Raw genomic sequence first — 24,975 nt, 5'->3', positions numbered from 1 at the left:
ACCGGGACGCTGTTTGACAGGTTTCGGTTTATTTATGTATAGAAGGTGAAAAAATGAATGAACGAATCTTAAACACATTAGAGTTTGAACAAGTTAAGAAAATGATTCAGCAGTTTTTAACGACTGAACAAGGAGAAGAAGAAATCCATCAATTGGTACCTTCTAGTGAAGAAGCGATTGTTCAATCATGGATAGACGAGACGGAAGACGGAATGAAAGTGCAACGTTTGCGTGGCGGACTCCCCATTCCTAAATTGACTAATATCAAACCACATATGAAACGGATCGAAATCGGAGCGAATTTGAATGGTTTAGAATTAGCTGAAGTATCACGGGTTCTTTCGACGACGAGCGAATTGGTTCGTTTTATTGATGATTTAAAAGACAGTGAGTTGGAATTTCTCCGCCTGTATTTTTGGGAAGAACAATTGACAACATTGCCTGAATTAAGTGGGAAACTACGTCGCTCGGTAGAAGAAGATGGTCGTGTGCGAGATGATGCTTCTACAGAATTACGAACGATTCGCAGCCAAATTCGGCGCAGTGAACAAACAATTCGTGAGCAATTAGATGGGTTGATTCGTGGAAAAAATGCCAAATATTTAAGCGATAGTTTGATCACCATGAGAAATGATCGCTATGTCATTCCAGTTAAGCAAGAATATCGCGGGATTTTTGGTGGAGTAGTCCACGATCAGAGTGCTTCTGGCCAAACCTTGTTTATGGAACCGAAACAAATCGTGGAATTAAACAATCGCCTGCGTCAACAACAGATTGCTGAGCGAACTGAAATTGAACGGATTTTAGCTGAATTATCCGCTGAATTAGTAGCACCACGAAAAGATATTTTACACAATGCCTATGTTTTAGGCCGCTTTGATTTAATGAATGCAAAGGCCCGTTTTGCTAAGACATTAAAAGCCGTGGTACCACAGATCAACCAAGAAAATCATGTCTTTTTCAAACAAGCACGTCATCCATTATTGGACCAGGAGAAAGCAGTAGCAAATGATTTGATGATTGGGCAAGATTTTCAAGCAGTCGTCGTCACTGGGCCAAATACTGGTGGGAAGACCATCTCGTTAAAAACGTTAGGTTTATTGCAACTGATGGGACAAGCAGGATTTCCTTTACCGGTGGCAGAAGAAAGTGAGATGGGCATTTTTAAAGAGGTCTTTGCAGATATCGGCGATGAACAATCGATCGAACAAAGTTTATCGACGTTCTCCTCACATATGACGAACATCGTATCAATCTTAGATAAAATCGATGAACGAAGTTTGGTATTATTTGATGAACTCGGTGCCGGAACTGATCCGCAAGAAGGTGCGGCTTTAGCGATAGCAATCTTAGATGCAGTAGGTGCAAAATCAGCTTATGTCATGGCGACGACGCATTATCCGGAATTGAAAATCTATGGGTACAATCGTTCAAATACAATCAATGCTAGTATGGAATTTGATGTAGATACACTAAGTCCAACCTATCGTCTATTGATTGGTGTTCCTGGACGCAGTAATGCTTTTGAGATATCTCGTCGACTCGGATTGGATCCGCTAGTGATTGAAAGTGCAAAGCAGATCATCGATGAAGAAAGCCAAGACTTAAATGAAATGATTGCAGATTTAGAAAATCAGCGAAAAGCAACTGAGACAGAATACTTAGAAATCCGTCATTATGTAGATGAATCAGAAAAAGTATACCGTGATTTAAAAAATGCGTATTCTTATTTCTTTGACGAACGAGAACAAGAAATGGAGAAAGCACGTAAAAAAGCCAATACGATTGTTAATGATGCGCAAGAAAAGGCTGAAAAAATCATCAAAGAGATTCGTCAAATGCAACTGACAGGTCAAGGAAATGTGAAAGAACATCAATTGATCGATGCAAAAACTCAATTGGCAGATTTGAAACAAGACGAACAATTAAAGAAAAATAAAATTTTGCAAAAAGCAAAAGCAAAAAAACAATTCAAGCCAAATGATGAAGTCATCGTAGAAACTTATGGTCAAAGAGGAACATTGATCCAAAAAGTCGGCGATGGTGAATGGCAAGTTCAACTGGGAATTTTAAAAATGACGGTTTCAGAAGAGGATATGACCTTGACGACACCAGTAGAAGAGCCAAAACAACGCGTAGTCACTGGTGTCCAACGAGGAGCCAGCGCACGAGTAAAACCCGAATTAGATTTGCGAGGAAAACGTTATGAAGAAGCACTTGCTGAAGTAGATCAATATATCGATGCGGCTTTATTGGCGAATTTTGCGCAAGTACGGATTATCCATGGTAAAGGAACAGGCGCCTTACGCAAAGGAATCACGGAATATCTAAAAAATAATCGTAATGTCAAAAGCTTTGAATTTGCTCCAGCAAATCAGGGTGGAAGCGGAGCAACCGTAGTAACATTTAAATAGTTTACAAGTGTAAGCAGAAGAGTAGCGCAGAAAAAGCGTGCATGCTATACTAGTTTCATCAAGAGAACAGATACTTGTTTACAAAGTATCTAAATCAATATAGGAGGAATCTCAATGTCACAAGTAGTTACCGATAAAACATTTAAAGAAGAAACAGATAACGGACTTGTTTTAATCGATTTTTGGGCAACATGGTGTGGTCCATGTCGGATGCAAGCACCGATTTTAGAACAATTGTCTGAGGAATATGATGAAGATGAATTCAGAGTTGTAAAAATGGATGTAGATGAAAATCCAGAAACACCAGCATCATTTGGAATCATGAGCATCCCAACACTTGTTTTGAAAAAAGATGGACAAGTGGTAGATAAGGTGATTGGTGTTCACACGAAAGATCAATTAAAAGAGCTTATTCAAGCTCATATGTAAGAAGATCGAGCTGGACTTTATGTCCAGCTTTTTTGTCAGATAAATATTTTTTGTAAAACAAACCGCTAGCTTCAGGTGAATGTTTCTATTTAAGCAAACGATCAATAATCAAAATAGCAAACGTGCTAGTGGTGAAGGGAAGCAACCTATGAATGAACGTATCAAAAATAAATTAGCGCTCTTACCTGATCAACCGGGCTGTTATTTGATGAAAGACAAAAATGGCACGATTATTTATGTTGGAAAAGCGAAGATCCTAAAAAATAGAGTCCGCTCTTATTTCACAGGCAGCCACAATACAAAAACAGAACGGTTAGTCAGTGAAATTGTGGATTTTGAATATATCGTCACAGAATCCAATATCGAAGCTTTGCTACTTGAGATCAATTTGATTAAAAAAAATGATCCTAAGTACAATATCATGTTGAAAGATGATAAGACGTATCCTTTTTTAAAAATTACTAATGAGAAATACCCACGTTTGATGATTACGCGGAAAGTCTTAAAGGACAAGGCTCATTATTTTGGTCCGTATCCAGATGTGAATGCGGCTAATGAAACGAAAAAATTATTGGATCGATTGTTTCCGCTGCGCAAGTGCAAGCCATCGCAAAAGACTCCGTGTCTTTACTACCATCTTGGTCAATGTCTTTGCCCATATGCCTTTCATGTCGATCCACAAGTTTATAAGGATATGGTAGAAGAAATCAAACAATTTCTAACTGGCGGTCATACAGAAATTCAAGAGCAGCTGCAAGAAAAAATGAATCAGGCAGCTGCCGATATGGAATTTGAAAAAGCTGCTGAATATCGAGATCAAATCAAAGCAATCGAGACAGTCATGACAAAACAAAAAATGACCACGACAGATTTGATTGATCGTGATATTTTTGGTTATGCGACAGATAAAGGATGGATGTGTGTCCAAGTCTTTTTTGTTCGGCAAGGAAAATTGATTGAACGAGACGTTTCGATGTTCCCATTTTATAATGCTGCGGAAGAAGATTTCTTAACATATATTGGTCAATTCTATCAAGAAAATGAACATTTTATTCCTAAAGAGGTCTTGATTCCAGATAACATCGATAAACCAAGTGTTGAAGCCTTGTTAGCGACGAAGGTTTTGCAGCCGCAACGTGGAGAAAAGAAAAAGTTAGTTAAGTTAGCTGGAAAAAATGCTCAAGTTGCATTGAATGAAAAATTTGATTTGATTGGTCGCAGTGAAGCCCGCACGATCGGTGCAGTTGAAAAATTGGGAGATGCAATGAATATACCTGCTCCGATTCGGATTGAAGCTTTTGATAATTCTAACATTATGGGGACAGATCCAGTTTCTGCGATGGTGGTTTTTATTGATGGAAAACCCGCGAAGAAAGAATACCGTAAGTACAAAATCAAAACGGTAAAAGGACCAGATGACTATGCTTCGATGCGGGAAGTCATTTATCGTCGATACTCACGCGTCTTAAAAGAGGGGCTGCCCTTTCCAGATTTAATCGTGATTGATGGAGGAAAAGGACAAGTAGATGTTGCTAAAGACGTTTTAGCCAACCAATTGGGGATTGATATTCCGATTGCCGGTTTGGCTAAAGATGATAAACATAAAACAAGCGAGTTGCTTTTTGGCTCAGGGTTAGACGTAGTACCTTTGGAACGGAACTCGCAAGAATTTTTCTTATTGCAACGAATCCAAGACGAGGTCCATCGTTTTGCGATAACTTTTCATCGCCAATTACGCAGCAAGAATAGTTTTGCTTCGAAGTTAGATCATATCGACGGATTAGGTCCTAAACGCAAGAAATTGCTGTTAAAAGAGTTCAAATCATTGAAAAATATCCAAGCGGCTTCGATTGATGAATTACAAAAAATCGGCTTGCCAAGAGCAGTTGCGGAAAATACCTATAAACAGCTGAAAGAAAAATAAAAATAGCATCCTTTACATAAAAAGTAAAGGATGCTATACTTTTGTCAAATAATGTAAAGTGTACTATACATTAAGAGGGGATCGCATGCAAAATCGAATTCAAAAACTTCGAAAAGAACGTAAAATGACTCAAAGTGATTTAGCACAAGAATTAGAAGTGACTAGACAAACAATCATTTCACTAGAAAGCGGTCGTTACAATGCCTCTTTGATCTTGGCTTATAAAATCGCTCGTTTTTTTAACTTAACGATCGAAGAGGTATTTATTTTTGATGGGGAGGATGAGAAATGAGCAAAGAAGCAACTAAAAGTGATCAGGAGTATCGAAAAAAACTAAAAAGACAGAACCTCATTTATTTAATGATTGTCATTTTTATGTTGGCATGTTCAGGGATTTTATTTGTTGGAACGACTTGGTATGAATTGGCGATCAAAGATCGTGCTGTGGGCTTTTTATTAGGCTTTTTTCTCTCACTCAGTGTCGTATTTATGATCTATATCATAAGAAATCGACGTGCCATGAATGATTCTGAAAAATTGAAAAAACAACGTATTGAGAAAACGGATGAACGCAATTTAGAAATTGCGAGTAAAGCATTACAGATCACCGGCTATGTGATGGCAACCGTACTAGTACTTTTAAGTCTGATCGGCAGTTTTATCTCAAAAAATCTGATGTTCACAGCAAGTAGTTTGTTATACGTATTTTTGACCAGTTATCTGATTTGTTATGTCTATTTTAGAAAAAAATTATAAGGAGTGAGAACATGCTACAAGTAGAACATTTAAGCAAAAGCTTTGGGTCGTATAAAGCGTTAGATGATCTGAATTTCACAATCGAAGACGGAAAAATTTTAGGACTAATCGGACAAAACGGTGCAGGCAAGACCACGACATTTCGATTAATCTTAGACTTTTTAACAAAAGACTCTGGAAATGTTTGGTGGAATGGTCATGAATTATCTGAAAAAGATTATGATCTGATTGGTTATTTACCAGAAGAACGTGGCTTGTATCCCAAAGTCACTATCGAGGATCAATTGCTTTTTTTCTCTTCATTACGAGGAAAAAATAAACAAGAGATCCTGCCAAAAATTGATGAATGGATGGAAAAATTTCAAGTCAAAGGAAAGAAAACGGATAAAGTAAAATCTCTTTCTAAAGGAAATCAGCAAAAAGTCCAACTGATTGCGACACTGATTCATGAACCTAAATTAGTGATTCTAGATGAACCATTCAGCGGCCTAGATCCAGTGAATGCTGAGTTACTAAAAAACGGCATCATTGAATTAAAAAAGAAAGGTTCTTGCGTGATATTTTCTAGTCACAATATGGACAATGTTGAAAAAATCTGTGATCATTTGATTATGTTACGAAATGGCGAAACTGTTTTAAATGGAAAAGTCCATGAAATTCGCGAATCCTTTGGCCGCAGTAAATTATACTTAGAAGCGCCTTTAACTAAAGAAGAATTAAGTGCTTTTCCTGGTGTTCATTCAATCTGGGAAAAAGAAGATGGGAGTTTTGACATCACTTTGGATGATCCTGCCGTGGGACAAGCAATCTTTGCAAAAGCAACTAAAGATGGTTACATCCCAATGTTCAATCAACAACCGCCGACTTTAGAAGAAATCTTCAAATGGAAAGCAGGTGCTGTAAATGAATAAACTAAGTATTATTATCAAAGATGTTTATAAGAAAAATGTAAAATCAGCTGCGTTTGTAATCATGATCTTAGCACCTTTTCTAGTCATGGGGATTTTTTATTTATCGCAACATTTTTTTGGTGATGCAAATGAAATCAATAAGATCGGAATCGTTAGTGATCAGCCAGCAGTAGCAAAACAGTTAGCAGAAACTAAAAACAAAGATTATACGTTCAAAGCTGTAGCAAGTGATAAAACAGCTCAGAAGCAATTAGCAGATAAGAAGATTGATGCATATTTAAAATTGCAATCAAGTGAAGATAAGATTTCTGGCAAATTGTATAGTAGAGCTTCGCTGGGGACATCAACAGAAATGGCTTTGCAACAAATCCTAAGTTCCATGCAAACGACCCTTCGAGCAAGCCACTTAAATTTGACGACTGCCCAAGTTCAAAATGTCATGGAACCAGCTGAATTCAAAGCGACAAAAGTGAGCTTTGAAAATGGTAAGATGACAAGCGCTGAAGGAGATTCCGGGACGCAGTTTGTTTTTAGTTTCTTAACGACAATCGTCATGTTCGTCTTTATAATGAGTTATTCTTCCATCATTGCTCAAGAAATCGCTTCGGAAAAAGGAACACGAATCATGGAAGTGCTTCTTTCAAGCATGAAGGCAAAAACACATTATTACGGCAAATTATTAGGTGTTTTATTGGTGGCATTGACTCAATTATTGATTTATGGGGCCGCGCTAGTTGTGGGGTATCGCCAGTTCAAAGATCTTCCGATGGTCAATGATTTGCTCGCAACAGTTTCACTGAAGACATTGTTTGGCAGCAATGTGCTGATTATTGCTGGGTTCATGTTGGTTGGGATTTTCTTATATGCAGTGCTTTCGGCATTGTGCGGTTCTTTAGTCAGCAAACCGGAAGATACGGCAAAAGCGATTCAACCGGTGATGTATCTTTCGATGATAGGATACATGCTGGGGTTGATCTTAGGAACTTCTGATCCAACAAACATGATCATCAAAGTAACATCTTACATCCCATTTTTGTCTTCTTACAGTATGCCGATACGATTAGCTTCGGGTACAACGACAATAGCTAGCGCTTTTATTTCTTTAGGAATTCTTGTGCTTTTCACCGGTGTGTTAACCATTTTTTCTGCCCAATTATATAAATCAAATGTCTTAGTTTATAGTGAAGGCGGAACACTGAGTGCGTTGAAACAATCCATTGCGATTATGCGAAACAATCGCAAGAAACAAATTAGTTGACCCTTAGATCAAAGTCTCTCACAATGAAATGAGGTTCTCCAAAATTATAATCATGATGAATGAGGAGGAAATTTGATGGATAGAACAAAGCAATTAGCAAACGGGATTCAAATGCCTCGCCTAGGTCTAGGTGTTTGGCGAGTGGAGGAAACGGATGCAACAAATTCTGTTAAGTGGGCAATTGAGAATGGGTACCATTTAATAGATACTGCTGCAGTTTACAAAAATGAAAGAGGCGTTGGTGAAGGAATCCGCCAATCTGGTGCTAAACGAGAGGAATTATTTATCACTACCAAGTTATGGAATGATGATCAAGGATACGACACTACTCACCAAGCCTTTAATGACAGTTTGGCGCGCTTAGGGTTGGATTATGTGGATCTATATTTGATCCATTGGCCGGTGGAAGGCAAATTCAATGATTCTTGGCGAGCAATGGAAGAAATCTATGCAAGCGGCCGCGCTAAAGCTATCGGCGTATCCAATTTCCATCAACATCATATTGAGCAATTAATGACAACTGCAAAAATCAAACCGATGGTAGATCAGATTGAACTTCATCCGACGTTGACACAAGAAGATTTGCGTACGTATCTGGCTGAAGAAGGAATCGCTGTTGAAGCCTGGTCACCATTAGGGCAAGGAAAGATTCTACAAAATCCAACGCTGGTGGAGATTGGTAAAAACCATCAAAAATCGGCTGCACAAGTGATTATTCGTTGGCATTTGCAAAGTGATATTATCGTGATTCCAAAATCAGTCCATGAAGCGCGTATCAAAGAAAACTTTGCTGTATTTGATTTTGAATTAACTGAAGAAGAAATGATGCGGATTAACCATTTAAATATCAATGAACGGCTTGGTGCTGATCCAGATAACTTTAACTTTTAATTTGATGAGAAAAACACATGAAGAATTCGATTTATTCGTTTTCTCATGTGTTTTTTTGTAAAACTGTCAAATAAAACTTTTTTTTGCAAGATAATCCATTTTTAAATAAAAATATGATAAAATAGCAAAAAAATGGGAGGGTTTTGATGGGTAATTATTTAGTGAAAATTAATTCATTGATTTGGGGAGCCCCAATGATTGTTTTGATTTTAGGAATCGGCATCACTTTAACGATTGGTTGTCGTATGATCCAAATTCGCCGCTTGCCGTTAGCACTAAAATATATGATAAAAAATGAAGAGGGCGGACAAGGGGATGTCACGAGTTTTCAAGCATTGTGTACAGCCTTGTCAGCTACGATTGGGACAGGTAATATCGTGGGAGTTGCTACCGCAATCGTTGCAGGAGGACCAGGCGCATTGTTTTGGTTAGAGCTTGCTGGATTGTTGGGAATGGCAACAAAATACGCTGAGGGATTATTAGCTGTTAAATATCGCACATTTGATGATCATGGGAAAGCCTTAGGTGGCCCTTTTTACTACATTGAAAACGGACTTGGTCATAAATGGAAATGGTTAGCGAAAATGTTCGCCTTTTTTGGAGCAGCCGCTGGTTTGATTGGAATTGGTACGATTGCTCAGATCAATGGAATCACTTCAGCTGCTGAGACATTTTTTGATCCTGAAAAATTAAATACTGTGACTCTGTTTGGAAATCAGTATTCTTGGGCAGTAATTATTTCTGGGATCGTTGTTACGATTTTAGTTGCGATCGTGTTAATCGGTGGAGTTCAACGAATTGCACGAGTATCTGAGATCATCGTACCAGTAATGATTGTTATCTATGTTAGTTTATGTTTATTCATGGTTATTATCAATATTACTAAATTACCAGCGGTTATTGTGGAAATCGTTCAAAGTGCTTTTGGCTTACGTGCGGTTTCTGGCGGAGCAATGGGAGCGATGCTGATTGCGATGCAAAAAGGGATTGCTCGTGGAATTTTTTCTAATGAATCTGGATTGGGAAGTGCGCCGATTGCTGCTGCAGCTGCCCAGTCAAAAGAACCTGTACGTCAAGGATTGGTATCGATGACTGGAACATTTATCGATACATTGGTCGTTTGTAATATGACGGGGATGGCAATTATTTTGACAGGTGCTTGGAAAACGGGTCTAGAAGGTTCGGCTGTAACTATCTATGCCTTTACGGAGGCTTTACCAATTACACAAACAATCGCTTCATTACTACTGATGGTCTGTTTAGCTTTCTTTGCATTTACGACCATATTAGGTTGGAATTATTATTCAGAACGTTGTTTGAGTTATTTGACTGGCGGAAACACAAAATTTTCTTCTGCCTTTCGCGTAGTATATATTTTGGCCGTCTTTATCGGACCATATTTAACAGTCTCTGCTGTTTGGACAATTGCAGATATATTTAATGGGTTAATGGCTTTTCCTAATATTATTGCCTTGATTTTATTAAGTCCAGTCGTGTTTAAAGAAACAAAATCTTACTTTGCTCGTTTGGCTCTGAGTGAGACAGACGACATATCTGCTGTATCGTCAGTGGAGGATGAATAAACAAAATCAAGCGATGGCAAGAATGTAAATTTGACCATCGTTTGATTTTTTAGTATTAATTGAAAGATCAGGTAAATAATAGAATCATTTACTCAAAGTTTTGCACGAAATAATCAAATAAGCTTTGTTCTTTAGGATCTTTTTTGCGGGTTAATTCAGGATGCCATTGGACTCCGAGGATCTTTGTATTTTTTTCTCGACTTTCGACGGCTTCGATAATACCATCAGGCGCCCATGCGATAGGAACGAGATTTTCAGCAAGTTTTTTGATTGCTTGATGGTGATAAGAATTTACTTGTGCTCGTTCACCGAAGAGTGAGGCTAAATTTGAGTCGGCTTTGACTGTGATTGAATGAAGACCAAAATCTGGAACAGTAGGGAACATATCGTGCTTTACTTCCCAGTTGGAATATTGAGACAAATCTTGATACAACGTTCCGCCCAGCGTAACATTCAATAGTTGAGTCCCTCGGCAAATCGTGAAAATTGGTTTGTTTTGTTTGATGGCCTCTTTGAGTAGAGCCATCTCAAAAGAATCGCGTTCAAGACTTGTTGGCCCTAATTTAGGATGAGGCTCTTCTCCATAGAGAAAGGGAGTCACATCTTGTCCGCCAGCTAGTAATAATTTATCGATGGTTGCAATGTAGTCACTGGCAAGTTCTGGATCACTAATCGGCAATAATACAGGAACGCCACCTGCTTGCTGGACACCTTCAATAAAGCCTTGCGGGCTATAAGTAATTTGTTGATCAAAAAAAGCTTGGTTATTTTGATAATGTTGATTTGCTGCGATTCCAATAATATTCTTTTTCATGAACGCTCACTCCCTCTATCATTTGATACCATAGGCAAAACTTAAAAAGCAAGTATTTCGATTATTAAATTTTCTTTCAGATTTTCTGATTAAAATACTTCTATAATACAACATTCATTTACTTCAGTGATGAGGAAAAAAATTCAGTATTTTAGGGAAAGTTAGTTACGAATAGGGCATTTTTTGTTATACTATACTTGTTGAATATTTATATAAAACGGTTGGGCGTAAGCTTCAAGGATCGTGTTCTTCAAGGGGTGAGAAGAACAACCTTGATAGTTTTGCGCTTTTTCTCATATAAAGGAGGGTTTGTGTGTTAGAAGCTTTAGAAAAAATAAAGTCTGCCGAAGAACAAAATGACAGAAAAAAAGAAAAATTACTTGCAGAATTGTCTGCTTATGAAGCAAGTAAGAAAAAAATACTACAAGAAAAAAAAGAAGACTTAAAAAATACTTTTTCCGAAGTAGTAGCTAAAAGAGAACAACTATTGACACAACAATTAGCAACAGAAGAACATGAGTTAACAAATAGTGCCCAAGAGGCAATCAAAATGATGGAAAAGAATTATCTTGAAAAAAAAGAACAGACGATTCAAGCAATCATTGAAAGGGTGATCTCAGAATATGGCAGTTAGCAAAATGAGCAAACTGACCTTGATTGCTCAAGAAGGATATAGTGAACAGATTTTATCTGCGATCCAAGGATTTCAAGGAGTAGAGATTCGCGATCTTTTTCAACAAACAGTCAGCAATGACTGGGTGGAGAAATACTTTAAAGAAATAGCACCTTTGCCTAGTCAAGATGAGCTTTCAAAGATCGATCATCAACTAGAACAGATTACACATGCTATTCAATTTGTAGAGCATCATGGCAGCAGTCGTGAAAAAGGCCTTCATCTTAAACGTCGACAAGCTAGTTTGAAATTATTGGAAGAAAATTTTGATGAATCTGCATTATTGTCAGAATTAACAAGTATTCAAACCTTGGAGCAACAGTTTACCGAAAATAATGAAAAACAACGAACGTTGCATGAGCGAGAAGCTCTCTTACAAAAATGGCAAGCATTAGATTTTTTACCTAGAGATTTCTCATTACGTTCAGTCAACTATTTCTTAGGGACTGCTGATGCAAGTGCTTGGGAAACATTTGAACAACAATTAAAAGAAAAACAGCTTCATTATGAAATCGTTTATAGTGATGAATACACGGTGAATTTTGTACTAGTATATTTAAAAGCAGAACGAACCGAAGTTCAAGAATTGCTCCATCAGTTTAGCATTGTGGCCTTTACCTATAAAGAAACTCACTTGCCTAAAGCAGAGTTGACCACGGTTCAAAAGGCCTTGCTTGAGTTAGTAGCTGATCAGAAGCGTTTAGCACGATTGATTGGCCAGAAGAAAATCATCATCGAAAATTTAGAAACAGCAGAAGAAGTTTTACTGGCCCATAAAAACCGTTGGTTGATTCATGATCGTTTTATTAAAGACGATCGCGTCTTTTTACTTCAAGGTTGGTTAGAAACAGAGAGTTTCAAAAATTTTGAAGCTTTTATGGCTGAATTGATTGGTAAAGAAAATCTCTATCTAGAGATCGAAGAACCAACAAATGTTGAAATAACTGAAGAAATACCAACAAAATTGAAAAATCATGCGTTGGTTAAGCCCTTTGAAATGTTAACGGAGATGTATAGTTTACCAAAATATCACGAAGTCGATCCTACACCGTGGTTTATGCCCTTTTATCTCGTATTCTTTGGAATGATGGTGGCAGATGCCGGGTATGGTGCGTTAATGCTAGTAGCGACTACGATTGCCTTGCGAACAATCCTGCCACGGGGAATGGAACGTTTTGCCCGCTTTTTCCAAATCTTAGCTGTTCCTACTATTATGTGGGGATTAATCTATAATTCGTTATTTGGCTATTCGCTAGGATATCCTCCTATCTTGTCAACAAGCGAGGATGTTATTAGTATTTTGATCCTATCAATCGTTTTTGGCGTGATCCAGATTTTTATCGGCCTAGGTTTGGCTGCTAAAGAAAATATCAAAGCCAAAAATTATCTCGGTGCAGTTTCCGATGGTTTTGCTTGGCAAGGAATCATGATTGGAGCAATCATCGGTGGGTTAGGAAAGATGTTGTTGAATAATCAATCACTCTTTTTAGTGGGTGTTGGATTGGCTGTATTCAGTGCGGTGATGATTATCATCACACCGATGATACAGTCAAAATCAAAAATTAAAGGATTAGCTAAAGGTGCATACAGCTTATATGGGATTACTGGCTATATTGGGGATCTTGTTAGTTACACGCGATTGATGGCACTGGGAATCTCTGGTGGAAGTATCGCTGCAGCATTTAATATGTTAGTAGGATACATGCCGCCGATTGCACGATTTAGTGTCGGGATTGTATTGATGCTTGCACTGCATGGACTGAATATTTTCTTATCGTTACTTTCTGCGTATGTTCATGGTGCGCGGTTGCAGTATGTGGAATTTTTTGGAAAATTTTATGAAGGTGGCGGGCGTGCTTTTCGTCCATTAAAAACCGAAGAAAAATATGTAAATATAGAACAAGAAAAATAATTGGAGGAATTACAGACAATGATGGAGTATTTGATTAACAACAGCGGCGGTATTATTTTTGCAATTTTAGGAATGGCGACAGCAACGATCTTTTCTGGGATTGGATCATCAAAAGGTGTGGGTATGACCGGGGAAGCAGCTGCAGCTTTAACAACTAGTCAACCAGAAAAATTTGGTCAAGCACTGATTTTACAATTGCTGCCAGGGACACAAGGATTGTATGGTTTCGTTATTGCCTTCTTGATTTTTACAAATTTATCAGGTGATTTGACAGTAGTTCAAGGGTTAGGATACCTAGGAGCTTCATTGCCGATTGCTTTTACTGGATTATTTTCAGGGATTGCGCAAGGGAAAGTTGCCGCTGCAGGTATTCAAATCTTAGCAAAAAAACCAGAACACGCAACTAAGGGGATTATCTATGCGGCGATGGTTGAAACATACGCAATCTTAGGTTTTGTTATCTCATTCTTGTTAGTAGGACAAGTGTAAGGAGTTTTTTGATGGAAGCAATCGAAAAGATAGTCGAGCAATTGAATCAACAAGCCGATCAGGATCAGCGTAAGTTAAAAGAAATCGAAACAGCGCGGATCGAGCAAGAATTTCAAGCGGAATCGGCAGAAATAACGGCTGATCATCAAAAACGTTTGGAGAAAAAATTACAAACGCTAGAGAACAATTACAAACAAACAGCAAATCGGCAGCAAGTGGCTCAAAAGCAGCAGATTTTAAATCAAAAACAAGCTATTTTAGAGCGAGTCTTTACAGAAGCAGTCATTCAAATGGAAAGCCGTTCTACAAAAGAACAGCAAAAATTTGCTCAACGGGCGTTAAGCAAATTACAGCTGCAAGGAGAATTGGTCTTTATTCCCGGTGAAAAATCGCAGTCGGTTTTTACGAAAGAATGGCTGTTAGAACAAAGTCAATCACTGACATTTCAATTGAAATTTTCTAGTACAAAAATAACAGGTCAAGCGGGCTTTATTTTAGATAAAAATGGCGTACAGTACAATTTTCTCTATCAAAGTCTAGTTAGAGAAATTCAAGAGCGAGACAGTTTTGTAATTGCTCAAACGCTGTTTGAATAAAGCGATGAAGATGCTTTTTTCAACTGACTACGAATTAGGAGGCATGGAATGAAACAATCAACGTATCATGAATTGAATCCGCTGGTTCGTTTGAAAGAGTTAGAATTGTTGTCGCCTGAGTTTATGATGAGAATGCTAAAATCCGAGGATCTGACAGAGATTGAAACGCTTTTTCGAGGAACAATCTATGGCGAGTATTTAACAGATGATTTTTATGAGAGTTTTGAAGCAGCCTTAAGGCAGGCCCAAGCAGATTTAATAACGGAATTAGTAAAGATGATTCCTGATCCTAATGTTATTTGGATATGTACGATGCGCCATACCTTTCATAATCTTAAAGCTTTGGTCAAAGCGGATTTATTAGATAAAAATTTTGATGAACTTTATATTTATGATGGCTTCTATACTTTGGAGCAAATCAAGACAGCGATTCGAACAGGTCAAGCAAGCGGTCTACCAGATATTTTACTTGAGAGCATTCAAGAGGTTCGTGAACATTTCGAAGAATCAAATAGTTTACAAGGAATCGATATTATTTTCGATCGCAAATATTTATATAGTCAAAGAAAAATTGCTGAGCAGATAGATGAACCGGCATTACTAGAAGAAGTGATCAGCTTTATTGATTTCACCAATATAGTGATGACAGCACGAGGAATTAAGCAGAAAAGAAAGCGTAATTTCATGTCAACGGTATTATCTAGTCAAGGAAGTATCCCAAAAGAGGAGTTGTTAGATTATGTCGAGGTAGGCTTAGAACAGCTTACTAACTATTTAAGAACGACTTCTTACAGCGAGGTAATCGAACCAATCATTCAAAATAATACGATTAATTTGAGTCAGTTGGAACGACTTGGGGATGATTATTTGACGAGTTTTTACGAGACTGCTCAAACACAAGCCTTTGGTCCGTTGCCTGTATTGGCTTTGCTGAATGCAAAAGCAATTGAAACAAAAAACCTTCGATTGATTATTACAGGTAAACGGGTTGGATTAACAGAAGAACAGATCAGAGAGAGGATGCGTGAGACATATGCCCCATAAAATCGGTGCTATTGGCGATAAAGACTCAATCTTACCTTTCAGACTCTTTGATTTTGATACTCGTACGACAAAAGATAAACAAGTCATTCGTCAACAGATTGACGAAATGGCAAAAAATGAGTATGGCATCATCTATATCACTGAAGAGTTTGCACAACTTGTCCCCGATACGATCAAACGCTACGAACAAAAAATGATCCCGGCGATTGTACTGATTCCTAATCATGAGGGAACACTAGGAATTGGTAAGTCCATGATTCAAGGACAAGTTGAACGAGCGGTCGGACAGAATATTTTATAAAGGAGCTAATGTCTTGCAAGAAGGAAGAATAATAAAAGTTTCTGGCCCACTAGTACTGGCAGAAAATATGGAACAAGCCGCCATTCAAGATATTTGTTATGTAGGTGATCTTGGAGTTATCGGCGAAATTATTGAAATGCGCGGCAATGTCGCCTCTATTCAAGTATATGAAGAAACTGCAGGGATTGGTCCAGGAGAACCAGTTAAAACAACTGGAGAAGCACTTTCCGTTGAATTAGGACCAGGAATTCTTTCACAAATGTTTGATGGGATTCAACGTCCGTTAGATACTTTTAAAGAACAAACAAATAGTAATTTTCTTAACCGTGGGGTTCAAATCCCAGCTTTAGACCACAGTAAAAAATGGTGGTTTGAAGCAACACTTGAAGCAGGGAATACCGTGTCAGCTGGTGACATAGTTGGAACAGTTCAAGAAACAAAGATTATCACGCACAAAATCATGGTTCCAAATGGAATTAAAGGAACCTTGAAAAAGATTTCATCTGGTGAATTTACAATCGATGATCCTGTCTATGTGATTGAAACGGACAATGGTCTGCAAGAATTTTCAATGTTGCAAAAATGGCCTGTTCGTCGTGGACGTCCAGTATCAGAAAAATTAAATCCAGAAGCACCTTTGATTACAGGACAACGTGTCATTGATACGTTCTTCCCCGTAGTAAAAGGGGGAGCGGCTGCAGTTCCAGGACCTTTTGGCGCTGGAAAAACCGTAGTTCAACACCAAATTGCTAAATGGGCAGATGTCGATATCGTAGTTTATGTAGGCTGTGGTGAACGAGGAAATGAAATGACCGATGTGCTGAATGAATTTCCTGAGTTAGTTGATCCTAAAACAGGGGAGTCAGTAATGGAGCGCACCATTTTGATTGCTAATACCTCAAATATGCCGGTAGCAGCTCGTGAAGCATCTATTTATACTGGGATAACGATTGCTGAATATTTTCGTGATATGGGTTATAATATCGCCATTATGGCAGATTCCACTTCACGTTGGGCAGAAGCTTTACGCGAAATGAGTGGGCGTTTGGAAGAGATGCCTGGTGATGAAGGGTATCCGGCTTATCTTGGTAGCCGATTGGCTGAATATTATGAACGCTCTGGACGTGTGATTACCTTAGGTAGTGATGGACGTGAAGGATCAATTACAGCAATTAGTGCAGTATCGCCTTCAGGTGGTGATACTTCTGAACCAGTAACACAAAACACGTTGCGTGTAGTGAAAGTTTTTTGGGGATTGAGTGCGACATTGGCACAGCAACGCCATTTCCCATCGATCGACTGGCTGCAAAGTTATTCTTTGTATTCAACTGAAGTGGGAAAATATTTAGACAATGATCTGCAGGCGAATTGGTCCCAAATGGTAGCAGAGGGAATGAAGATGCTGCAAAAAGAATCAGAATTAAATGAAATCGTTCGTTTAGTAGGGATCGATTCATTGTCTGAAAAAGATCGCTTAACATTAGAAGTCGCAAAATCTTTACGTGAAGACTATTTACAACAAAATGCATTTGATGATGTAGATACGTTTACGTCAAGGGAAAAACAATTTAAAATGATTCAAAATATTTTGACATTCAATAAAGAAGGTCAACGTGCCCTTGAATTAGGGACTTATTTAAAAGAAATCATGGATGGAACTCTGGCTCTACGTGATCGAATCGCCCGCAGCAAATATATCCCTGAATCGGAATTAACAAAATTAGACCAAATCAATCAAGATATCGTAGCAGAAATCCAAGCGATTGTTGCAGAAGGAGGAATGACCAATGATTAAAGAGTACAAAACAATCAATGAAGTGGTCGGCCCTTTGATGGCGATTGATAAAGTTGAAGGAATCAAATACGAAGAATTACTTGAAGTTCGTTTGAGTAATGGTGAGATTCGACGCGGTCAAGTTCTAGAAATCCACGAAGATAAAGCACTTGTCCAAATTTTTGAAGGCACTAGCGGTATCAACTTGAAAGAATCGACTGCACGTTTTTTAGGGCATCCATTAGAATTGGGTGTTTCAGAAGATATGGTTGGACGGGTATTCGATGGTTTGGGTCGTCCTAAAGATGGCGGACCAGAAATTTTAGCTGAAAAAAATGTGGATATCAATGGGGAAGTAATCAATCCAGTTTCTCGAGATTATCCTGATGAATTTATCCAGACGGGTATTTCAGCAATCGATCATTTGAACACACTGGTCCGCGGACAAAAATTACCAGTATTTTCTGGATTTGGATTGCCCCACAAAGAGTTAGCCGCTCAAATCGCGCGGCAAGCGACAGTATTAAATACAGAAGATGATTTTGCCGTGGTTTTTGCGGGAATCGGAATTACTTTTGAAGAAGCAGAATTTTTTATGGAAGACTTCCGTAAAACTGGAGCGATTGATCGTTCTGTGGTTTTTATGAATCTAGCTAATGATCCGGCGATTGAACGAATCGCAACTCCACGAATGGCGCTGACAGCTGCGGAATATTTGGCATATGAAAAAGGCATGCACGTGCTAGTTATTATGACAGATATGACCAACTATTGCGAAGCGTTGCGCGAAATCTCAGCCGCTCGCCGCGAAGTTCCTGGACGAAGAGGGTATCCAGGGTATCTTTATACGAACTTGGCAACATTATATGAACGTGCAGGAAGAATCCGTGGATTGAAAGGTTCTGTAACGCAAATTCCGATCCTTACCATGCCAGAAGATGACAAGACTCATCCAATCCCCGATTTGACTGGGTATATTACAGAAGGACAGATCATTTTATCGCGAGAATTAGATAAAAATGGTATTCAGCCGCCGATTGATGTATTGCCGTCGTTGTCACGGTTGAAAGACAAAGGAACAGGCGAAGGCAAAACACGTAAAGATCATGCACCAACGATGAATCAGTTATTTGCGGCGTATGCACAAGGAAAACAAGCCAAAGAATTAGCAGTTGTGCTTGGTGATTCCGCATTATCAGACGTTGATAAGATTTATGCAAAATTTGCCGAGCGTTTTGAAGAAGAATATGTCAATCAAGGATTTTACGAAAACCGATCGATCGAAGAAACGTTAGATCTTGGTTGGGAACTTCTAGCGATGTTGCCACGTACTGAATTAAAGCGGATCAAAGATGATATGTTGGACGAATATTTAACAGAAGGAGTTTGATCCTATGGTGAAACTAAATGTCAATCCAACTCGAATGGAACTTACTCGACTCAAAAAACAATTGACAACCGCTAGCCGTGGTCACAAACTATTGAAAGATAAACAAGATGAATTGATGCGTCGATTTATTTTGTTGATCAAAAAAAATAATCAGATGCGCGCAGAAGTTGAAGTGAGCTTACAGCAAGCGATGAAGAATTTTTCAGTAGCAGATGCGCTTTTAAGTGATAAGTATATCGAAGAATTATTAGCAGTCCCAAAAGAGCAGGTCACGCTAGATGTGATTGAAAAAGATGTGATGAGTGTCAAAGTTCCCATCATGAATTTTCAACACCAGTCGGAAGTGTCGGATGGTCCCTTAGAATATGGTTTTTTAAATTCAAATGATGAGTTAGATCAGAGTATAAAAAAATTTACTGAGATTTTACCTGAATTGTTGGAGCTGACAGAAATTGAAAAAACATGTCAGTTGATGGCAAAAGAGATCGAAAAAACACGTCGGCGAGTGAATGCTTTAGAATATATGACGATTCCGCAGTTGGAAGAAACGATTTATTTTATCCAGATGAAGTTAGAAGAAAATGAGCGGGCAGAAGTAACGCGCATGATCAAAGTTAAAAATATGGGTACTACTTGAAAAAGTAGTCCCTTTTTTGAGGTAGAAAATGATGAATAAAAAAAAACGCTGGTCATTCAAACTCTATCCAATCCAATTTATCGCTTTAGGATTTGCCGCAACAATTCTCTTGGGGAGTCTATTATTGACTTTACCGATAGTTACGCAATCAGGTGAAAGTACACCATTTATTGATGCATTGTTTACAGCGACTTCGGCGACTTGTGTCACTGGTCTAACGACATTGACCACTAGCGAACATTGGAATATGGGCGGACAATTTATTATATTAAGTTTGATTGAAATTGGCGGATTAGGATTTATGATGATGCCGTTTATTTTCTTTGCACTTATGAAGAAAAAAGTTGGTCTATTGACCAGAATCATCTTGCAGGAATCACTAAATTTAGACGATTTGTCTGGTGTAATAAAACTAATGTTTTATATCCTTCGATTTGCGATGGGATTTCAATTTGTCGGTGCATTATTGTTGGCGATTGATTTTGTCCCAAGATATGGACTGGCAAGAGGTCTTTGGTATGCACTATTCCACTCCATCTCTGCTTTTTGTAATGCCGGTTTTGATCTATTTGGGGACAGTCTAGTAGGATTTCAAACGGATGCTTATGTCTTATTAGTGATTTCCGGGTTGATTATTTCTGGTGGATTAGGCTTTATTGTTTGGCGAGATTTGATGAATTTCCGTAAAACAAAAAAATTAAGTTTGCATAGTAAATTGGCGCTGACTGTAACACTCAGTTTATTGGTTATCGGAACGCTTGTTTTCTATGCCTCAGAAGCCGGAGGACGTTCGCTTGTTAATGATGCGTCTCCATTGAGTCGTTTTGCCAATATGTTGTTTATGGCAGTGACGCCTCGAACTGCAGGATATTTTTCTGTTGATTATGGAAATGTCAGTCAAGCGGGGATTTTATTCACGATTGTTTTGATGTTTATCGGTGGAACGTCGGGATCGACAGCTGGTGGACTTAAAACAACAACATTTGGTGTCCTTTTGGTCCAAGTAATTTCTATGTTAAAAGGAAGAGTACGTGCGGAAGTTTTCCACCGTACGATCCGCCCATCCGTTGTGTCAAAGGCCTTTACTTTATTCTTTATCACATTAAGTTTGTGTATTGGTGTGACAATGTTGATGTCAGTAACAGAAATTCTACCAGCTTTTCGTGGAATCGAGTATCTGTTGTTTGAGACAGTCTCAGCTTTTGGTACAGTAGGTCTTACGATGGGATTAACGCCAAGCTTGAGCGTTATGGGCAAACTTTTGATTATTGGGTTGATGTACATTGGCCGTGTTGGTGTGTTAACTGTTGGGTTTTCACTAACGATGCGTTTGATGCATTCAAAAGGCGGTCAGTATAAATTACCTGAAGAAAGTGTAATCATTGGTTAGATAATAATATTAAGGAGCTGTGATAATCCTATCACAGCTCCTTAATATTTAGCGGATTACTTCAATTTTATAGCCATCTGGATCGGTGATGAAGTAATAAGAAGGTTCGGTGCCAGGTAGACCTTTCATGTCTGTGACCGAAAAACCTTTAGCCTTTTGTTGCTCATGAAGTTGTTGGATATCTTCTGAACGAATCGCAATGTGGCCGTAACCATCTCCTAGATCATAAGGGGCATGATCATAATTGTAAGTTAATTCCAATTCATAATCATCTCCAGGCAAGGTTAAATAAACTAAAGTGAATTTTGCTTCTGGAAAATCACGACGACGAGATTCTTCAAAACCAAATGCGTCTTGATAAAATTTTATTGACGCCTCTAAGTCTTTCACGCGTATACACGTATGTGCCATTTTCATAAATAAGTGACCTCCTAATAATTGATAATTTTATGATAACATAAAAATTCGAATTGCTCTCATTTATGCTCAACGGTTGTTTATGAGGATTTTTTAATGTAAACTAAGAAGTAAATATATTTGCAGGAGGATACGAATGATCCCAGTGTTTGGCGTAAAAGAGACTGAAAAAAATTATCAAGCACGTTACGCAGCTTATGCAATTTTAATAAATGATGAAGAGAAGATTGCACTCGTACAAGCTCCTAATGGGGCATATTTTTTACCAGGTGGAGAAATTGAAGGAAACGAGACGAAAGAAGAAGCGATAGCACGGGAAATGCTTGAAGAATTAGGTGTTGAAGTTGTTTTGTCTGCTTACTTAGGACAGGCAGATGAATATTTCTATTCCCGTCATCGAGATACTTTTTTTTACAATCCCGGTTATTTCTACGCTACGAAAAGTTGGAAAAAAATATCTGAGCCATTAGAAGAAGGCAACAAAAGTAGTTGGGAATCACCAGAAAAAGCGGTCGAATTATTAAAGCGGGGCAGTCATAAATGGGCTGTGGAAGAATGGGCAAAGAAAAAACTTTCTGAATGATCAGAAAGTTTTTTTAATTGACTAATTCCCCGTTATGAATGTATTTAGCAAATGCTTGATAGTAATCATCAAAAAGATCGGAATTTTTGCTATCTTGCTGAGTCATTTCTTTGGGATAATAAAAACGAATATCTCCTTGACCTTGCCCAGTTAAAGCGGAGACTAATTGACTCGCTTTTGATAATTCAATCAATGAGCCATCTTTTTGCATCAATTCAATCTGTGTTCGATGACTGCCTTTTTCTGGATGGTACAAATCATAGGGCAGGTCGTAACTAGAATTGATGGCTGTGTAGTAATGAGAGTTAAATCCAGCTTTTTCGACCAAGTGTTTCATTTCATCCAAGTGAGGATTTTTACTAGAATCTACCGTGATTGATTTCAGCGGTTTACGATTTAAGAAGCGATCTGCTAAATCACTTAAAATCAAATCTTGTTCCTCCATCCATTGAGCAAAGTAAGTATTCAACACTCCGTCATCTAATTTCAAATAATCTTCTAATGAGAATTCTTCCTTTAGAAATGGAATTAAAAATTGTGAATGCAAGGTAAAAATCTCGGCATTGCGCTGATACAATTCATGCGCTCGATCCAATAAATGTTCCAATAATACTTCCATCGCACGAGAGACAGGATGAAAATATACTTGGACATACATTTGATAACGACTAACGATATAATCTTCAACCGCATGCATCCCATTCATGGAAAAAGCAATTCCGCCTTCATAAGGACGGATGACGCGTAAGATTCGGGTCAAATCGAAGGTCCCGTATTCAGTCCCTGTATAGTAGGCATCTCGTAGTAAATAATCCATTCGATCGGCGTCGATCTGGCTTGAAATCATTTGGACTACTTGTGGATTTTCATAAGTTTTAGTGATGACGCTTGCGACTTTTTCTGGGAATCCTTCTTCAACATTGTTCAAGATTTGAAAGACTTCCGTTTGAGGTGAAGTGATGATTGCAACAGTCAAGGCTTCATGATCTGTATGGAAAATATGTTCAAAGGTATGAGAATAGGGACCGTGCCCAACATCGTGAAGTAACGCTGCACATAAAGCGACCAAGCGATGAGAATCGTCCCAACCATCTTTGCCATATTTTTCTTTAGAGAAATTGCGCTGAAAAATATCGCAGATCCGGCGGGTGATATCGTATACGCCTAACGAATGAGCAAAACGGCTATGCTCTGCGCCATGAAAGGTATAAGAAGTAGTTCCGAGTTGCTTGATTCGGCGTAAGCGCTGAACTTCTTTTGAATTAATCAAGTCTAAAATCACTTGATGTTGGACATGGATGTAATTGTGCACTGGATCGCGAAAAACTTTCTCCAGTGGGAGCATTTGGTATTTATATGTCATTGAGTGCCTCCTGAATAATCGTATTGCGTTGATACATATTTTGAATCCGATGCTGATAATCATCTAATTGATAAAATGTTGCTAAAGCCTTTGTCTGATCTCGATGACTCAGCGCCTGCAACAATTCAGTTTTCACAGAATCAATTGTTACGTCAAAGGGTGCGACTTCATGCAACGTCGTCATGCTAGCCGGATTGACTGGTGGATAATCTATTCCAAATCGTTCTTGTAGTCCGCTCTGATAGTAATCACGCACGAGTTCTCCACGCAAATCCTGTCTACCGTTCACGCTTAGGTACATCATAATCGCGACGCCATCTTTGACTCTTCGTTGTGCAATACCAGCAATTTTTTTACCGTTGATCGAAAGGTCATATTTTCCTGGACAATATGAATCAGCGACCTCGCCAACGGTTAATCCTAGTTTGCCAAAAAGAGTACGTTCCAACCAATCGACCATTGCTTGATAGCCGTCATCAATTGACAGTGAAGAGAGGGAATTTTTAGGAAGGATCAATGAGACATTTAAAATTCCTGCATCACTGATGACACCCAGACCACCTGCATTACGTAAAAGTAGGTGATAATTTTTTTTCTGAACAGTTTTAAGCGCCTGATCAAAATAAGTGACACGGCTGTCTTTCATCCCTAAAATTAATGTGGGAGGCAATTGCCAAAAATGAATGATCGGCTGGTCTTGATCGCCACTAAATGCTGTCAGCACGTCAGTTAAAGCAAAGGGACTGAATAAATCATTTTCAGGGAGTGTCCCTTGATCAAACAGCAATGCTTCTTTCATCTAATCTTCCTTTCGTTTCGTAGGTTCTTTCCTATTATAAACAAAAAATGGGAAAGCCACTAATTAAGTTACTCAAAAAGTAGAAGTAGTTGACAAAAAAAGTAAAACCGACAAAAATATATAATGGAAGGAGTGGAAGCTCTGTGAATATTAAAGAAGGCATCCCTGCAAAAATAAAAGTTCAAACGAAAGTCACTCAAAACAATGAGACAGAAGATTTCGTATTTGATCTCCCTGGCCAAGTCGTAAAAATGGGGGATACGTTGTACATTCGTTACAAAGAGATTCAGCCTGATGGACAAGAAGCACCCGTTACGGTAAAAGTAACCCCTGATTCACAAGTCCAATTGATTCGCTCTGGCGAGACCCGTATGCGTATGCGCTTTGCTTATCGAGAAAAAATGGAGACAAACTACAAGACCCCATACGGGATGTTCATTATTTCAACTTACGCAAAGAATCTACATATCAGTTTGAAAGACCGTCCTTTTTCTGGGATCATCACGATTGATTATGATCTTTATATGAAGGAAGAAAAAGTTGGCGACTATCAAATGGTACTAGAATTTACTACCTAAGTACAAGAAAGGTTTGCTTTTTAGCTTTTGATTTTGTATGATAAGGAGT

At 38.4% G+C, this 24,975-nt stretch carries 25 protein-coding genes and 1 other annotated feature; of the genes, 21 read left to right on the top strand and 4 right to left on the bottom strand.

The window, feature by feature from the left end:
* Positions 1-53 precede the first annotated feature (53 nt).
* From P7D84_RS09010 to P7D84_RS08970, 9 genes are all read left to right on the top strand, one after another.
* Positions 54-2,414, top strand: a complete 2,361-nt coding sequence (locus P7D84_RS09010; RefSeq protein WP_311806136.1) for an endonuclease MutS2 — start codon at positions 54-56, stop codon at positions 2,412-2,414.
* Positions 2,415-2,528: 114 nt separating this feature from the next.
* Complete coding sequence (gene trxA / locus P7D84_RS09005) at positions 2,529-2,843, top strand: thioredoxin (RefSeq protein WP_137603514.1); 315 nt, start codon at positions 2,529-2,531, stop codon at positions 2,841-2,843.
* A 148-nt stretch (positions 2,844-2,991) separates the two neighbouring features.
* A complete protein-coding gene (uvrC, locus tag P7D84_RS09000) occupies positions 2,992-4,767 on the top strand; it encodes an excinuclease ABC subunit UvrC (protein WP_311806218.1) in 1,776 nt (591 codons plus the stop codon).
* An 85-nt stretch (positions 4,768-4,852) separates the two neighbouring features.
* The gene (locus P7D84_RS08995; RefSeq protein WP_311806134.1) at positions 4,853-5,059 is read left to right on the top strand and encodes a helix-turn-helix transcriptional regulator; all 207 of its coding nucleotides are present in this window, start codon (positions 4,853-4,855) and stop codon (positions 5,057-5,059) included.
* Positions 5,056-5,523, top strand: a complete 468-nt coding sequence (locus tag P7D84_RS08990; RefSeq protein WP_311806132.1) for a DUF6442 family protein — start codon at positions 5,056-5,058, stop codon at positions 5,521-5,523. The genes P7D84_RS08995 and P7D84_RS08990 overlap by 4 nt, the downstream gene beginning before the upstream one ends.
* A gap of 11 nt (positions 5,524-5,534) precedes the next feature.
* Positions 5,535-6,434, top strand: coding sequence for an ABC transporter ATP-binding protein (locus P7D84_RS08985; protein WP_311806129.1), 900 nt, complete (start codon positions 5,535-5,537; stop codon positions 6,432-6,434).
* Positions 6,427-7,692, top strand: a complete 1,266-nt coding sequence (locus tag P7D84_RS08980; protein WP_311806127.1) for an ABC transporter permease — start codon at positions 6,427-6,429, stop codon at positions 7,690-7,692. The genes P7D84_RS08985 and P7D84_RS08980 overlap by 8 nt, the downstream gene beginning before the upstream one ends.
* 75 nt (positions 7,693-7,767) lie before the next feature.
* The gene (locus P7D84_RS08975; protein ID WP_311806125.1) at positions 7,768-8,583 is read left to right on the top strand and encodes an aldo/keto reductase; all 816 of its coding nucleotides are present in this window, start codon (positions 7,768-7,770) and stop codon (positions 8,581-8,583) included.
* A gap of 146 nt (positions 8,584-8,729) precedes the next feature.
* Complete coding sequence (locus P7D84_RS08970) at positions 8,730-10,166, top strand: alanine/glycine:cation symporter family protein (RefSeq protein ID WP_137603507.1); 1,437 nt, start codon at positions 8,730-8,732, stop codon at positions 10,164-10,166.
* Positions 10,167-10,254: 88 nt separating this feature from the next.
* On the opposite strand, the gene P7D84_RS08965 is transcribed toward P7D84_RS08970, so the two are convergent.
* Entirely contained in the window at positions 10,255-10,980 is a 726-nt protein-coding gene (locus tag P7D84_RS08965) for a gamma-glutamyl-gamma-aminobutyrate hydrolase family protein (RefSeq protein ID WP_311806123.1), read from the bottom strand.
* 219 nt (positions 10,981-11,199) lie between these two features.
* Positions 11,200-11,247, top strand: a sequence feature (sodium ion sensor (DUF1646 type); this cis-regulatory element may regulate processes involved in with the transportation of sodium ions).
* Between the two features lie 46 nt (positions 11,248-11,293).
* Between P7D84_RS08965 and P7D84_RS08960 the strand changes: the two genes are divergently transcribed.
* Genes P7D84_RS08960 through P7D84_RS08915 form a run of 10 tightly spaced genes read left to right on the top strand, consistent with a single transcriptional unit; the run spans position 11,294 to position 21,186 of the window.
* Complete coding sequence (locus tag P7D84_RS08960; RefSeq protein ID WP_137603505.1) at positions 11,294-11,614, top strand: hypothetical protein; 321 nt, start codon at positions 11,294-11,296, stop codon at positions 11,612-11,614.
* On the top strand, positions 11,604-13,565 hold the full coding sequence (locus tag P7D84_RS08955; protein WP_311806121.1) for a V-type ATP synthase subunit I: 1,962 nt from the start codon (positions 11,604-11,606) through the stop codon (positions 13,563-13,565). The genes P7D84_RS08960 and P7D84_RS08955 overlap by 11 nt, the downstream gene beginning before the upstream one ends.
* 18 nt (positions 13,566-13,583) lie before the next feature.
* Positions 13,584-14,054 carry a V-type ATP synthase subunit K gene (locus P7D84_RS08950; protein ID WP_137603503.1) on the top strand — a complete coding sequence of 157 codons (471 nt, stop codon included), beginning with the start codon at positions 13,584-13,586 and terminating at the stop codon, positions 14,052-14,054.
* 11 nt (positions 14,055-14,065) lie between these two features.
* A complete protein-coding gene (locus P7D84_RS08945) occupies positions 14,066-14,650 on the top strand; it encodes a hypothetical protein (RefSeq protein ID WP_311806119.1) in 585 nt (194 codons plus the stop codon).
* Between the two features lie 48 nt (positions 14,651-14,698).
* Positions 14,699-15,694: a V-type ATPase subunit gene (locus tag P7D84_RS08940; RefSeq protein WP_311806117.1), complete on the top strand. Its 996-nt coding sequence runs from the start codon at positions 14,699-14,701 to the stop codon at positions 15,692-15,694.
* Complete coding sequence (locus tag P7D84_RS08935) at positions 15,684-15,995, top strand: V-type ATP synthase subunit F (protein WP_137603500.1); 312 nt, start codon at positions 15,684-15,686, stop codon at positions 15,993-15,995. The genes P7D84_RS08940 and P7D84_RS08935 overlap by 11 nt, the downstream gene beginning before the upstream one ends.
* Before the next feature lie 13 nt (positions 15,996-16,008).
* Positions 16,009-17,790, top strand: a complete 1,782-nt coding sequence (locus P7D84_RS08930) for a V-type ATP synthase subunit A (protein WP_311806115.1) — start codon at positions 16,009-16,011, stop codon at positions 17,788-17,790.
* Positions 17,783-19,159 carry a V-type ATP synthase subunit B gene (locus P7D84_RS08925; RefSeq protein WP_137603498.1) on the top strand — a complete coding sequence of 459 codons (1,377 nt, stop codon included), beginning with the start codon at positions 17,783-17,785 and terminating at the stop codon, positions 19,157-19,159. The genes P7D84_RS08930 and P7D84_RS08925 overlap by 8 nt, the downstream gene beginning before the upstream one ends.
* Positions 19,160-19,163: 4 nt before the next feature.
* Complete coding sequence (locus P7D84_RS08920; protein WP_137603497.1) at positions 19,164-19,796, top strand: V-type ATP synthase subunit D; 633 nt, start codon at positions 19,164-19,166, stop codon at positions 19,794-19,796.
* Positions 19,797-19,824: 28 nt separating this feature from the next.
* Positions 19,825-21,186 (top strand): TrkH family potassium uptake protein, encoded by a 1,362-nt coding sequence (locus tag P7D84_RS08915; RefSeq protein WP_311806113.1) that lies wholly within the window; start codon positions 19,825-19,827, stop codon positions 21,184-21,186.
* A gap of 48 nt (positions 21,187-21,234) precedes the next feature.
* On the opposite strand, the gene gloA is transcribed toward P7D84_RS08915, so the two are convergent.
* On the bottom strand, positions 21,235-21,603 hold the full coding sequence (gene gloA, locus P7D84_RS08910) for a lactoylglutathione lyase (RefSeq protein WP_311806112.1): 369 nt from the start codon (positions 21,601-21,603) through the stop codon (positions 21,235-21,237).
* Positions 21,604-21,739: 136 nt separating this feature from the next.
* Between gloA and P7D84_RS08905 the strand changes: the two genes are divergently transcribed.
* Positions 21,740-22,186: an NUDIX hydrolase gene (locus P7D84_RS08905; protein ID WP_137603494.1), complete on the top strand. Its 447-nt coding sequence runs from the start codon at positions 21,740-21,742 to the stop codon at positions 22,184-22,186.
* A 13-nt stretch (positions 22,187-22,199) separates the two neighbouring features.
* Here P7D84_RS08905 and P7D84_RS08900 read toward each other — a convergent pair whose 3' ends face one another.
* Positions 22,200-23,549, bottom strand: a complete 1,350-nt coding sequence (locus P7D84_RS08900) for an HD domain-containing protein (RefSeq protein WP_137603493.1) — start codon at positions 23,547-23,549, stop codon at positions 22,200-22,202.
* Positions 23,539-24,348, bottom strand: coding sequence for a lipoate--protein ligase family protein (locus tag P7D84_RS08895; RefSeq protein ID WP_311806111.1), 810 nt, complete (start codon positions 24,346-24,348; stop codon positions 23,539-23,541). The genes P7D84_RS08900 and P7D84_RS08895 overlap by 11 nt, the downstream gene beginning before the upstream one ends.
* Positions 24,349-24,491: 143 nt before the next feature.
* On the opposite strand from P7D84_RS08895, the gene P7D84_RS08890 reads away from it, so the two are divergent.
* Positions 24,492-24,926 carry a YwiB family protein gene (locus P7D84_RS08890; protein ID WP_137603491.1) on the top strand — a complete coding sequence of 145 codons (435 nt, stop codon included), beginning with the start codon at positions 24,492-24,494 and terminating at the stop codon, positions 24,924-24,926.
* The last annotated feature ends 49 nt before the right edge of the window (positions 24,927-24,975 follow it).

It is taken from the genome of Enterococcus dongliensis (assembly GCF_031927985.1).
In the GTDB taxonomy this organism is placed as follows: Bacteria; Bacillota; Bacilli; order Lactobacillales; family Enterococcaceae; genus Enterococcus_A; species Enterococcus_A dongliensis.
This window is presented reverse-complemented; position numbering and strand designations above follow the sequence as displayed.